This is a genomic window from Pseudomonas sp. HMSC065H01 (assembly GCF_001815235.1).
Classification (GTDB): Bacteria; Pseudomonadota; Gammaproteobacteria; order Pseudomonadales; family Pseudomonadaceae; genus Pseudomonas; species Pseudomonas aeruginosa.
On record NZ_KV819899.1, the window covers coordinates 160828 to 172754 of the forward strand.

The 11927-nt window shown below is 67.4% G+C and carries 13 protein-coding genes; 1 reads left to right on the plus strand and 12 read right to left on the minus strand.

The annotated features are described in order from the left end of the window. The 12 genes from HMPREF3014_RS19615 to zur form a co-directional block, all read right to left on the minus strand. Window positions 1-1350, minus strand: coding sequence for an APC family permease (locus HMPREF3014_RS19615; protein ID WP_003099715.1), 1350 nt, complete (start codon window positions 1348-1350; stop codon window positions 1-3). Window positions 1351-1451: 101 nt separating this feature from the next. Continuing rightward, window positions 1452-2120, minus strand: coding sequence for an N-formylglutamate amidohydrolase (locus HMPREF3014_RS19620; protein ID WP_003122323.1), 669 nt, complete (start codon window positions 2118-2120; stop codon window positions 1452-1454). 67 nt (window positions 2121-2187) lie between these two features. Further along, entirely contained in the window at window positions 2188-3519 is a 1332-nt protein-coding gene (locus HMPREF3014_RS19625; protein WP_003122324.1) for a glutamine synthetase family protein, read from the minus strand. Further along, the gene (locus HMPREF3014_RS19630; RefSeq protein WP_003099724.1) at window positions 3516-4169 is read right to left on the minus strand and encodes a cysteine hydrolase family protein; all 654 of its coding nucleotides are present in this window, start codon (window positions 4167-4169) and stop codon (window positions 3516-3518) included. Before HMPREF3014_RS19630 ends, HMPREF3014_RS19625 begins: the two co-directional genes overlap by 4 nt. Before the next feature lie 4 nt (window positions 4170-4173). Then, window positions 4174-5031 (minus strand): transcriptional repressor QapR, encoded by an 858-nt coding sequence (qapR, locus tag HMPREF3014_RS19635; RefSeq protein ID WP_003099726.1) that lies wholly within the window; start codon window positions 5029-5031, stop codon window positions 4174-4176. Window positions 5032-5233: 202 nt separating this feature from the next. After that, complete coding sequence (locus HMPREF3014_RS19640; protein WP_003097007.1) at window positions 5234-6016, minus strand: MetQ/NlpA family ABC transporter substrate-binding protein; 783 nt, start codon at window positions 6014-6016, stop codon at window positions 5234-5236. A 76-nt stretch (window positions 6017-6092) separates the two neighbouring features. Next, a complete protein-coding gene (locus tag HMPREF3014_RS19645; protein WP_003097004.1) occupies window positions 6093-6770 on the minus strand; it encodes a methionine ABC transporter permease in 678 nt (225 codons plus the stop codon). Then, window positions 6770-7777 carry a methionine ABC transporter ATP-binding protein gene (locus tag HMPREF3014_RS19650; protein ID WP_003097002.1) on the minus strand — a complete coding sequence of 336 codons (1008 nt, stop codon included), beginning with the start codon at window positions 7775-7777 and terminating at the stop codon, window positions 6770-6772. The genes HMPREF3014_RS19645 and HMPREF3014_RS19650 overlap by 1 nt, the downstream gene beginning before the upstream one ends. A gap of 206 nt (window positions 7778-7983) precedes the next feature. After that, entirely contained in the window at window positions 7984-8772 is a 789-nt protein-coding gene (locus HMPREF3014_RS19655; RefSeq protein WP_073647822.1) for a PA5502 family lipoprotein, read from the minus strand. Window positions 8773-8813: 41 nt separating this feature from the next. Next, the gene (znuB, locus tag HMPREF3014_RS19660; RefSeq protein ID WP_003096998.1) at window positions 8814-9602 is read right to left on the minus strand and encodes a zinc ABC transporter permease subunit ZnuB; all 789 of its coding nucleotides are present in this window, start codon (window positions 9600-9602) and stop codon (window positions 8814-8816) included. Further along, window positions 9595-10404 carry a zinc ABC transporter ATP-binding protein ZnuC gene (gene znuC, locus HMPREF3014_RS19665; RefSeq protein ID WP_003099732.1) on the minus strand — a complete coding sequence of 270 codons (810 nt, stop codon included), beginning with the start codon at window positions 10402-10404 and terminating at the stop codon, window positions 9595-9597. Before znuC ends, znuB begins: the two co-directional genes overlap by 8 nt. Continuing rightward, window positions 10404-10907, minus strand: a complete 504-nt coding sequence (gene zur / locus HMPREF3014_RS19670; protein WP_003096992.1) for a zinc uptake transcriptional repressor Zur — start codon at window positions 10905-10907, stop codon at window positions 10404-10406. Before zur ends, znuC begins: the two co-directional genes overlap by 1 nt. A gap of 69 nt (window positions 10908-10976) precedes the next feature. On the opposite strand from zur, the gene HMPREF3014_RS19675 reads away from it, so the two are divergent. Continuing rightward, on the plus strand, window positions 10977-11900 hold the full coding sequence (locus HMPREF3014_RS19675) for a zinc ABC transporter substrate-binding protein (protein ID WP_003099734.1): 924 nt from the start codon (window positions 10977-10979) through the stop codon (window positions 11898-11900). The last annotated feature ends 27 nt before the right edge of the window (window positions 11901-11927 follow it).

Below are 11927 nucleotides of genomic sequence, written 5' to 3' on the forward strand. Positions count from 1 at the left end.
TCAGAGATCCTTCGCCAACTCCGTTGGCGCCTGGCGCCCGCCGCGTTGCAGCAACGCCAGGTAGACCAGCCCCACCGCGATCCAGGCCAGTCCGAGCAACTGTGCGTCGAGGCTCATGCTGTACAGCACGTAGGCGATGATCGCCAGGCCCACCAGCGGGAACAGTAGATGCCGCAACCACTGGCCGGAGCGCTGGCGGCGGTAGTAGTGGTTGATCACGCTCAGGTGCAGCAGGCAGAAGCCGGTGAGGGCACCGAAGTTCACCAGTGAGGTGAGTACGTCCGGTGCGTCGAGGAAGGCCCAGCCGATTCCCAGCGACAGCACCGCCACCAGGTACAGGCTGACGTGCGGCGTCTGGTAGCGCGGATGGACCCTGGCCAGCGCGCGCGGCAGCCTGCCGTCGCGGGCCATCGAGTAGAGCAGGCGCGAGACCGCTGCCTGCGAGGTGATCGACACGGTGACACCCCAGGCCAGCGCGGTGGCTACCGCGGTCAGCATCGACAGCCACTGGCCACCGGCCGCTTCGGCGATCTCGTAGAAGGCGGTGTCCGCCGACTTGAAGTTCATCCCGGCGGCGAGGTCGGTGGCCAGCCAGGTCTGCGCGATGAAGATGCCGCCCATGATGAACAGCGCGATCAGCGCGGCGCGGCCGATCTGCCGGGCGGGATCGCCCTTGACCTCCTCGGCGAGGGTGGAGATGGCGTCGAAGCCGAGGAACGACAGTACGGCGATCGAGGCGGCCTTCATCACCAGGCCGAGATCGAAGGCTTCCGGGCGATACAGCGGTTCGAGGGTCAGCCGGCCGTTGCCCAGGCCGCCTTCCAGCGCCTGGTAGCCGACCACCAGGAAGATCGCCAGGACCACCAGCTCTCCGATCAGGAACAACAGGTTGGCGCGGGCGGCGAAGGTGATGCCGCGCAGGTTGACCAGGGTCGCCGAGACCAGGAACAGCAGCATCCAGGCCAGCTTGGGGATCGCCGGGAACAAGTGGTTCAGCGCCAGCGCGCTGAACACGTAGAGCAGCGGCGGGATCAGCAGGTAGTCGAGCAGCAGCACCCAGCCGGCGATGAAGCCGACATGGGGGTGGATGCCGCGCTGGGCGTAGGAATACACCGAGCCGGCAATCGGAAAGGCCTTGGCCATGGCTCCGTAGCTGAGGGCGGTGAAGAGCATCGCCAGCATGCCCACCAGGTAGGCCATCGGCACCATGCCGTGGGCGTCGGCATGGACCCAGCCGTAGACCCCGAACGGGGCGATGGGGATCATGAAGATCATCCCGTAGATGATCAGGTCGCTCAGGGACAGGCTGCGGCGCAGCTGTTGCCGGTATCCGAACTGTTCGATGGCCATGACGGGCTCCTCGGGAAAAGGCAGCGTATTGTCGTTATCGGCGCCGCACGCGAAGCGGGCCTCTTTCTCGTTGTTGGCGACCGGCGGCGCCGGTCATCGCATCAGAGCCAGGGATACAGACGCTCGGCCCAGGCGTACACCGCATCCGGCGTGCGCAATCCATCGTTGCGGATCTCCAGCAGCACCGCTTCCAGACCGCGTGCGTCGCCATGCACCGGAACGGTAGTGTCTTCCGCCGGGTCGATCGCATAGGGCTGGTTGCCGGCGACTTCCAGGCCGTGCCGGCGCAAACCGTCGAGGATGCGCCTGGCGTAGGCGCCGGCGTTGCGATAAAGCACCCCGGCAACCAGCGGGCGGGGTCTGCCGTGGTACACCGGGGTAAAACTGTGCACGCCGACCACGCGGGTCGGCACGCCGGCGGCCTGGCGCTCGTCGAGCAGTTGCGTCAGGCGCTGGTGGAACGGATGGAACAGGCAATCCTGGCGATAGCGGCGCACCGTCTCGGACAGCTCGCGGTTGCCGGGAACGGGGTAGACCTCGCTGTGCGGCGGAATGCTGTCGGGCGCCTCCAGCGGTCGGTTCAGGTCGATCAGCAGACGCGAGTAGCCGGCCGCCAGCAATGGCGCGTCGAGTCGCCGGGAAAGCTCTTCGGCCAGCGCCAGGGCGCCGATATCCCAGGCGATGTGTTCTTCCGCCGCGGCCTGGTCCAGGCCGAGGCGCTGCAACTCCAGCGGAATGTGCCGGCTGGCATGCTCGCAGACCAGGACCACCGGGCTGCGCCCTTGGGGATTGAGCAGGCGGTAGGGCGGCAGCTGGTAGATGCCGAGTTCGGGGTTGTCAGTAGAGCTCGGCATAGTGGCGGCACAGGTCGTCGTCGGAAAGGCCCGCCGTCAGCGCCAGTTCGTGGCGCTTCATGGCGAGGTAGGTGTCCAGCAGCGGCTTTGGCAGCTCGGCACAGAGCGCCTCGTCGCGTTGCAGGCAGTCGAGCGCATCGCCGAGGGTCGCCGGCAGGGCCTGGATGCCGCGGGCCTGGCGCTCTTCGTCGCTGAGGCCGTGCGGATCGATATCGGCCAGGGCGCGCAGCGGCAGGCGTCGTTCGATGCCCAGGCGGCCGGCGATCAGCACCGCGGCCATCGCCAGGTGCGGACAGGCGGTGGCGTCCATCGGCCGGAATTCCAGGTTGTACTGCTTGCCCAGCGGCTTGCCGCCGACGCTCACCACCGGGCAGATGCGCAGCGCCGCTTCGCGGTTGCGCAGTCCCAGGCAGGCGTAGGCGGCGCTCCAGTGGTGGGGTTTCAGGCGCAGGTAGGAGGCGGCGGTAGGCGCGGTCAGCGCGCACAGCGCTGGCAGGTGCGCGAGCACGCCGGCGGCCCAGTGCTCGCCGAGTTCGGAGAGATCGTTGGGTCGACCGGGCTCGTACAGCAGCGGGCTGCCGTCGGCATGTTGCAGGCTCAGGTGCAGGTGCACCCCGTTGGTCACCGCGCCGGGTGCCGGCAGCGGTGCGAAGCAGGTACGCAGGCCCATCTGCCGCGCCACTTCGCGAGTGACCTCGCGGACGTTCACCGCGCGGTCGGCGGCGGCCACGCCCTGCGCCGGGCGGCAGGTGACCTCGTACTGGCGCTGGCCGTATTCGGGGAGGAACATCTCCGGCTCGGTGCCAGCCTGGGCCAGGGCGCTGACCAGCCAGCCGGGGAACTGCCCAGCGGCACGCTGGGCCTGCAGCGAAAACGCCGCGGCCGGACGCTCGCCGGGCAGGCCGAGCAGGCTGAATTCGTGTTCGAACGCCGCGATGACCTGCAGGCCGCTGTCGCGATAGCGTTCCACCTCGGCCCGCAGCAGGCTGCGCGGGCAGGCCGGCCACGGCGTGCCGTCGGTTTCCACCAGGTTGCCGTGCAGGTAGTCGAGCGCCGGCGCAGCGGCGTCGGGACCCTGCTCGACGCGCACCCGGCTGTTCGGGTCGGGCAGCAGGCGCAGGTCGCCGTGGCTGCCCCAGGGGCTGCTCTCGTCGATCAGGTCCTGCGGGGTCAGCGAGCTGTTCGCCGGTACCCAGCCGCAACCGCTGGCCAATTGCTCCTCCAGGGTCGCCAGGGGCAGCGAACGCCCGCGGGTGATGCCGGCCAGGTCGGTGGTGACGAAGCTGACCAGGCGTACCGGCTGCAGGCGGTTCACAGGTTGCTCCGGCCGAGGGCGGCGATGCGTTGCAGGACGGTCTCGGTGTCGCTGATCCAGCAGTAGCCCTTGATCGCTTCCAGGCAGGCCTGGTGGCGTTCCGGGGTATGGGTGGCGCAGGCATCCTCGACCAGGGTGACCAGGTAACCGCGGTCGGCGGCATCGCGCACGGCCATGTCCACGCACTGGTCGGTGACCACCCCGCAGACGATCAGGTGGCGGGTGCCGAGGTTGCGCAGTACGTAGTCGATGGCGGTGGAGTTGAAAACACCGGAAGAAGTCTTCGGCAGCACGATCTCGTTGGCGGTCGGCTCCAGGGCGTCGATCACCCTGGCGTCCGGGCTGCCCTTGGGCAGGTGCATCTCCGACAGCTTGTGATCCAGCGAGCGGTCGCGACCATCGGCGGTAAGGCTCTCGATGACGGTGTGCAGGACGTTCTCGTCCACTGCGCGCATGGCCCTGAGCAGGCGCTGCTGGTTGGGGATCACCTGGTTCTGCACGCGCTCGTAGAAGTAACCGGCTGCCTGCGGATCGACGTGCGGGTCGCGCCCCGGCTCGACCCAGGCACGCTGCATGTCGACGAACAGGATGGCGGTCTGCCGGCGGCCGAATGGCAGGTCGCGCGGCGAGTGGTGGGGCAGGCTGAACATCGGGTCATTCCTCCAGAATATGACTGCTGAACGCGTTGCGGAGCTGGTCGATGCCCTCCAGGCGTTCGTCGAGCGGCGCGCCCATGCGCGCCACCAGGGTCGCTACCAGTGCCTCGACCTGGGCCATGGCCGGCACCAGCGAGTCGAAGGGCGAGGCGGATTCCACTGGCGAACTGACGATCAGGTCGGCGTGTTCGCGCAGCGGCGAGGCGTAGATGTCGGTGAACAGCACCAGCCGTGTGCCGCGTGCCTTGGCGGCCTGGGCCACGTGCTGGGCCTGGCTCTGGTAGCGGCGATAGTCGAACAGGACCAGCAGGTCCTGGCGGCCGAGGTCGTAGAGCTGGTCGGGGAGCAGGGCGCCGTCGTCGAGCAATCGGCACTGCGGGCGCAGCAGGCGCAGATGGGTGACCAGGTAGCCGGCGAGGAAACGGCTGAAGCGTCCGCCGTGGCAGTGCACGCGCAGGCGGCTGTCGAGCAGCCAGTCGGCGAGGCGCTGGATGTCATCGGGGCGGGTCAGGCCGAGGGTCTGTTGCAGGCTCTGGCCAGCCTGGTCGAGGTAGCGCGCCCAGGTGTCGTCGCGGCCCATCCGCTCGCGGCGTTCGGCGAGCAGGGTGCGCGGCGAGCGCAGGCGGTCGTCGACGTCGGCCAGCAGCGCTTCCTGGAAGTCGCCGTAGCCGGCGAAGCCGAGCTTTTTCACCAGGCGCATGATCGTCGGGTCGCTGACTCCGGCGTGCCGGGCCAGGCGCGTCATCGGACCGAGGCCGAGGCGCGGGTAGTCATCGAGCAGGGCACGCACCACCTTGCGCTCCGCGGGCGTCAGTTCGGCGGGCGGGGAGGCCAGGCGTTGTTTTAGTTCTTGCATGGGGCATCCTCGAAGGTGGGTCGATTGTGTAGTGAATTTTTCAGATTGTTCAATATGTGACGGAATGTTTTTTTCACTACATTTCCCGCAAACGGCCGAATGACCTCTGTCGTGGTACGGCAGGCAGACGTACGGCGGGGACGGAAACGAAAAAGCCCGGTCGAAGACCGGGCTTTTTCCAGGGGCGGTTACGCGGCTTGGCTCAGAACGCCGGTACCACCGCGCCTTTGTATTTCTCCTGGATGAACTGCTTGACCTCGGCGCTGTGCAGGGCCTTGGCCAGCTTCTGCATGGCGTCGCTGTCCTTGTTGTCCGGCCGCGCGACGAGGATGTTCACGTAGGGCGAGTCGCTGCCTTCGATGGCCAGCGCATCCTTGGTCGGGTTCAGCTTGGCTTCCAGGGCGTAGTTGGTATTGATCAGCGCCATGTCGACCTGGGTCAGCACGCGCGGCAGGGTCGCGGCTTCCAGTTCGCGGATCTTGATGTTCTTCGGATTGTCGACGATGTCCTTCGGCGTGGCGGTGATGCTCTTGTTGTCCTTGAGCTTGATCACCCCGGCCTTGTCCAGCAGGAGCAGGGCGCGGCCGCCGTTGGTGGCGTCGTTGGGGATCACCACGGTAGCGCCGGAAGGCAGTTCGTCGAGCTTCTTGTACTTGCTCGAGTAGGCGCCCAGCGGCTCGATGTGTACGCCGGTCACGGCGACCAGGTCGGTGCCCTTGGCCTTGTTGAACTCATCGAGGTACGGCTGGTGCTGGAAGAAGTTGGCGTCCAGGCGCTTTTCCGAGACCTGCACGTTCGGCTGCACGTAGTCGGTGAACTCCTTGATCTTCAGGTCCACGCCTTCCTTGGCCAGCAGCGGCTTGACCACGTTGAGGATCTCCGCGTGCGGCACCGGGGTGGCCGCGACGGTGAGGGACTCGGCGGCCTGGGCGGCGGTGAGGCCGAGCGCCGCGACAGCGGAGAAAGCAGCAAGCAGTTTTTTCATCTTCAACTCCTTTCGAGGTGTTCCTGGCGGCTGTGGATAACCGCGGCGCTCAGGGTTTTGGGCTTGGCCGGCAAGCTTACTTGCGCGAGAAGTGCACCACCAGCTTGTCGCCCACGGTTTGCAGAATCTGGACGAGGATCAGCAGCATCACCACGGTGACCACCATCACGTCGGTCTGGAAGCGCTGATAGCCGAAGCGGATCGCCAGGTCGCCCAGCCCGCCGGCGCCGACCACTCCGGCCATCGCGGTGTACGAGACCAGGGTGATGGCGGTGACGGTGATGGCGGCGATGATGCCCGGCCGGGCTTCCGGCAGCAGGGCGTTCCAGATGATCTGCCGGGTGCTGGCGCCCATCGCCTGGGTTGCCTCGATGATGCCCTTGTCGACCTCGCGCAGCGCGGTTTCCACCAGGCGCGCGAAGAACGGCGTGGCGCCCACCACCAGCGGCGGGATGGCCCCGGCGACGCCCAGCGAGGTACCGGTGATCAGTACGGTCAGCGGGATCATCACGATCAGCAGGATGATGAACGGCAACGAACGGAGGATGTTCACCACTAGCGAGAGCAGGGTGTAGACCGCCTTCTGCTCGAACATCTGCCGTGGCCCGGTAAGGAACAGCAGGACGCCGAGGGGCAGGCCGAGGACCACCGTGAACAGCAGCGAACCGCCGAGCATCCAGAAGGTGTCGACGCTGGCCAGCCAGATTTCGTACCAGTCGATGTTGGCGAAGCTCATGGTTTCGAAGAAGTCCATCAGCGCAGTACCTCCACATGTACGTCAGCGGCGTTCAACTGGCTCATGGCGGCTTCCAGGTCACCGCCGACCAGGGCCAGGGTCAACTGGCCGTAGGGCGTGTCCTTGATGCGGTCGATGCGTCCGGAAAGGATGCTGTAGTCGACCCCGGTCTGCCGCGCCACGGTGCCCAGCAGCGGCGCATAGGTGGCTTCGCCGCGGAAGGTCAGGCGCAGGATGAGACCCGGCACGTGGGCGAAATCGTCGTGGCGCTCGTCCTCGTCGACCCGTTCGGCCTCGAACACGAAGCGGCGGGTGGTCGGGTGCTGCGGATGGAGGAAGACATCGGCGACATCGCCCTGCTCGACGATGGCGCCGCCGTCCATGACCGCGACCTGGTCGCAGACACGACGGATCACGTCCATCTCGTGGGTGATGAGGACGATGGTCAGCTTCAGCTCGCGATTGATTTCCGCCAGCAGTTGCAGGACCGAGGCGGTGGTCTGCGGATCGAGGGCGCTGGTGGCCTCGTCGCAGAGCAGGATGCTCGGCCGGCAGGCCAGGGCGCGAGCGATGCCGACGCGCTGTTTCTGTCCGCCGGAGAGCTGGGCCGGATACTTGCGCGCGTGGTCGGACAGGCCGACCCGCGCGAGCAGCTCGGAGACCCGCGCATCGACTTCGGCACGGCTGAAGCCGCCGGCCAGGCGCAGGGGCATGGCGATGTTGTCGGCGACGGTCTTCGAGGACAGCAGGTTGAAGTGCTGGAAGATCATCCCGACGCGCTGGCGGAAACGGCGCAGGCCTTCGGCGTCGAGGGCGGTGACGTCTTCGCCCTCGACCAGGATGCGGCCGCCGCTGGGCTCCTCGAGGCGGTTGATCAGGCGCAGCAGGGTGCTCTTGCCGGCACCGGAATGGCCGATCAGGCCGAAAATCTGCCCGGCCTGGATGTTCAGGCGGGTCGGTTGCAAGGCGGGGATTTCCCGACCGGCAACTCGATAGGTCTTGTGGACGTCGTGGAATTCGATCACTGGGCGAACCTTGTGGGTGCGGCGATGCTGTTACGGCTGGAGCACGGGCTTGGCGGGAAGCATGGGCGGTCAGCTAAACCGAGCATTTTACCTTGCTTTCTTATGCATTATTAATATTTATTGGTGATGAAAAATCATTGAAATGGAATAAGCGTCTAGTGCGCTCCCGACAAGCGCTTTCTGCTGCGGCCGGGGCAGGACCAGCCTCAATTCCGGGGGGTAAGTATCAATCGGGTTGGCTTGTCGGCCTGTACGACATGGCTGAGATGCAGGTCGAAATCGGGTGAGAGCTTCTTCACCCGCGCCAGGAGCTGGTCGGAAACCAGCGGATAGTCGCTGTCCCGGCGCACTTCGATATGCACCCTGCAACGGTAGGCGACGACATCCGCGGCCACCGCGTCGAGCACCGCACCGAGGCCGCCCTGGCCGGTGCCGTCGAGCATCGGCAGGGGCACGGCGCTGCTGGCCGCTTGCGGATCGATCAGGTGGGGAGCGCCGGGCAGCGGCTTCAGCTCGCCGCCGGGCGGCGTCTGGATGATCTGCTGCATCTGCTGCTGGGCCGCCTGCTGCATGCGTCGGGCCTGCTCGGCGCGGGCGGGATCGACCTTGGCGCGGTTGATCGCACCGTCCAGCCCGGCGGTCAGCGCCGGCGCTTTGGGCATCAGTCCGCGGGCATGGCCGAGGGCGCTGGTGGCGGTGTTGAGGTCTCCTTGACGCAGCGCGGTTTCCCCGCGCTGCATGTAGGCCTCGGCCAACTGGCGGCGGAACGCTTCGACGCGCTCGTCGCCGGCGGCTGCGCTGCGCAGGGCCAGCCATTGTTGCTCGGCCTGTTCGAGCTTGCCGGCGGCCAGGGTTTGCTGCAGTTCGGCATAGGGATCGGCGGGCTGCGCCTGGGGCGCGACCACCGGCGTCGGTTGCGACGACGCATTGCCCTGGCAGGCGCTGACCAGCAGCGCCGCCGCCAGGACGGACAGCAGGCGAAAGAAGGACGTCATCATTCCTGCGGGTTCTCGTTTGGTCAAAAAATCGCCAGATTCTACACCGTGCGGCGGGGCAGGACAAAACTCAGCAGGAACAGGCCGGCGGCGCTGACCACGATTGAGGGGCCGGCGGGGGTATCCTTGAACCAGGACAGGGCCAGGCCGGCGCACACCGCGACCAGTCCCAGCAGGCTGGCGCCGACCGCCATCTGCTCGGGACTGCGGGCATGGCGCTGGGCGGCGGCGGCGGGAATGATCAGCAGCGAGGTGATCAGCAGTACGCCGACGATCTTCATCGCCACGGCGATGACGATGGCGATCAGCAACATCAGCGCCAGGCGGATCGCTCCGACCGGCAGGCCTTCCACCTTCGCCAGTTCCTCGTGCACGGTGATCGCCAGCAGCGGCCGCCAGAGGAAGCAGATCAGTGCCAGGACCAGCGCGCTGCCGGCGATTATCCACAGCAGGTCGCTGGCGCTTACCGCCAGCAGATCGCCGAACAGGTAAGCCATCAGGTCGACCCGCACTTCCTTCATGAAGCTCAGGGTGACCAGGCCCAGCGACAGGGTGCTGTGGGCGAGGATGCCCAGCAGGGTGTCGGCGGCCAGCGGCTGGCGCTGCTGCAGGGTCACCAGCAGCACTGCGAGCAGCACGCAGCCGACGGTCACAGCCAGGGTCGGGCTGACATCGAGGAGGAAACCCAGGGCTACCCCGAGCAGTGCGGCGTGGGACAGGGTATCGCCGAAATAGGCCATCCGCCGCCAGACCACGAAGGAGCCCAGGGGGCCAGCCACCAGGGCCAGGGCGAGGCCGGCGAGGAGGGCGTTGAGCAGGAAGTCAGCCATGGTTGCAGTCGGGGCCGTGCTTGTGGACAGGAGTGAAGCGGGTGCCTGGAGGCAAGGCGCCGGGACCGGCCTTGACCACCTCGCCGTGGAGGTCGTGGGCGTGGTCGTGATGGTGGTGGTAGATCGCCAGGCTGCGAGCGTCCTGGCCGAACAGCTCGACGAAGGCCGGGTCGCCGCTGACCTGCTCGGGGTGCCCTGAGCAGCAGACATGGCGGTTCAGGCAGACCACCTGGTCGGTGGCGCTCATCACCAGGTGCAGGTCGTGGGAGACCATCAGCACACCGCAGCCGTAGCGGTCGCGCAGTTTGCCGATGAGGCGGTAGAGTTCGGCCTGGCCGGCGACGTCGACGCCCTGCACCGGCTCGTCGAGCACCAGTAGCTCGGGCTTGCGCAGCAGGGCGCGGGCCAGCAGCACGCGTTGCAGTTCGCCACCGGAAATGCTTTGCAGCGGGCGCTCCAGCACGTGCGCCGCGCCGACCTCGCGCAACGCCGCCAGCGCCTGCTCGCGCCTGACCCCGGGTACCAGGCGGAGGAAGCGCAGTACGCTGAGCGGCAGGGTGGCGTCGACGTGGAGTTTCTGCGGCATGTAGCCGATGGTCAGCCGCGGCCGTCGCCAGACCTCGCCGACGTGCGGCTTGAGCAGGCCGAGCACGCTGCGTACCAGGGTGGTCTTGCCGGCGCCGTTGGGGCCGATCAGGGTGACGATCTGGCCGGGCTCGATGGCCAGGTCGACATCGCTCAGCACCGCCTGGCCGTTGAAGGACACGCCGACCTGGGTCAGCCGCACCAGCGCGTTGTCCATCAGGCGTCCTTCTGGTCCCGGCAGGTGCCGCAGAGGCCGACCACCTCGACGGTCTGGCTTTCCACGGCGAAGCCGACGCTGTTCGCTCCGGCGACGATGGCCCGGCTGATATCCGGCTGTTCCAGCTCGATCGCGGTGTGGCAGGTGCGGCAGATGAGGAACTGGCCCTGGTGGCTGTGCTCCGGGTTGTTGCAGCCGACGAACGCGTTGAGCGAGGCGATGCGGTGCACCAGGCCGTTCTCCTGGAGGAAGTCCAGCGCGCGGTAGACGGTCGGCGGCGCGGCGCGGCGGCCGTCGGTTTCGCTGAGCACCGCGAGGATATCGTAGGCCCCCAGCGGCTTGTGGCTCTGCCAGACCAGCTCCAGCACGCGCCGCCGCAATTCGGTCAGGCGTACGCCCTGGCGCGCGCACAGCGCATCGGCCTCGGCCAGCGCGGTGCTGACGCACTGGCTGTGGTCATGGGGCTGGCAGGCCAGCGGGGTCTTGGGCGCAATCTTGTACATGGGCTGCGACGCTCGAGGGTAGAGACGTTATTATATTACCCGCTAACCACCTTTCATGTGAGTGCCGCCGTGACCCTGCGTCCCTTTGCCCTGCTGTCCGCCTGCTTCGCCCTGTTCCTGCTGGCTTCGCCGGCGCGCGCCGAGGTCAGCGTGCTGACCAGCATCAAACCGCTGCAACTGGTCGCCGCGGCCATCCAGGACGGCGTCGGCCAGCCGGACGTACTGCTGCCGCCGGGCGCCTCGCCGCACCAGTACGCCCTGCGTCCTTCCGACGTACGGCGGCTGCGCGAGGTGCAATTGTTCTACTGGATCGGCCCGGACCTGGAAAACTTCCTGCCCAAGGTGCTCGCCGGCCGCCAGGGCGCCAGCGTCGCGGTGCAGGACCTGCCGGGCATGCACCTGCGCAAGTTCGTCAATTTCGAGGAAGAGGAGCATGCCGGGCACGACGAGCACGACCATGACCATCGTCCCGGCATGCTCGACGCCCACCTCTGGCTGTTGCCGGCCAACGCCCGCACCATCGCCGCGCGGATGGCCGAAGACCTGGCCCAGGTCGACCCGGCCAACGCCGGGCGCTACCGGGCCAACCTGAAGGCCTTCGAGGAGCGCCTCGGCGGGCTCGACGGCAAACTCCGCGAACGCCTGGGCAAGCTTGCCGGCAAGCCTTTCTTCGTCTTCCATGAAGCCTTCGACTATTTCGAGGAAGCCTACGGATTGCGCCATACCGGCGTGTTCGCGGTATCTGCGGAGGTCCAGCCGGGAGCACGCCATGTTGCCGCCATGCGCGCCCAACTGAAGGCCGCCGGTCCGGCCTGCATCTTCAGCGAGCCGCCGCTTCGACCGCGGCTGGCCGACACCCTCAGCGAAGGCCTGCCGGTGCGCCTGGCCGAACTGGACGACCTGGGCGTGAACGTGAGCGTGGACGCCAACGGCTATGAGAATCTTCTGAACAACCTGGCAGGCGAATTTGCCGGCTGTCTGGAAAAGCTCTGAAAACCCGTGACCGATGGCCGCGCCCTC

Excerpts from the sequence above, each read along its gene's own strand:
- HMPREF3014_RS19615 (WP_003099715.1), bottom strand. The coding sequence starts at position 1,350 with ATGGCCATCGAACAGTTCGGATACCGGCAACAGCTGCGCCGCAGCCTG.
- HMPREF3014_RS19630 (WP_003099724.1), bottom strand. The coding sequence starts at position 4,169 with ATGTTCAGCCTGCCCCACCACTCGCCGCGCGACCTGCCATTCGGCCGC.
- qapR (WP_003099726.1), bottom strand. The coding sequence starts at position 5,031 with ATGCAAGAACTAAAACAACGCCTGGCCTCCCCGCCCGCCGAACTGACG.
- HMPREF3014_RS19640 (WP_003097007.1), bottom strand. The coding sequence starts at position 6,016 with ATGAAAAAACTGCTTGCTGCTTTCTCCGCTGTCGCGGCGCTCGGCCTC.
- HMPREF3014_RS19645 (WP_003097004.1), bottom strand. The coding sequence starts at position 6,770 with ATGGACTTCTTCGAAACCATGAGCTTCGCCAACATCGACTGGTACGAA.
- HMPREF3014_RS19655 (WP_073647822.1), bottom strand. The coding sequence starts at position 8,772 with ATGACGTCCTTCTTTCGCCTGCTGTCCGTCCTGGCGGCGGCGCTGCTG.
- znuB (WP_003096998.1), bottom strand. The coding sequence starts at position 9,602 with ATGGCTGACTTCCTGCTCAACGCCCTCCTCGCCGGCCTCGCCCTGGCC.
- znuC (WP_003099732.1), bottom strand. The coding sequence starts at position 10,404 with ATGGACAACGCGCTGGTGCGGCTGACCCAGGTCGGCGTGTCCTTCAAC.
- zur (WP_003096992.1), bottom strand. The coding sequence starts at position 10,907 with ATGTACAAGATTGCGCCCAAGACCCCGCTGGCCTGCCAGCCCCATGAC.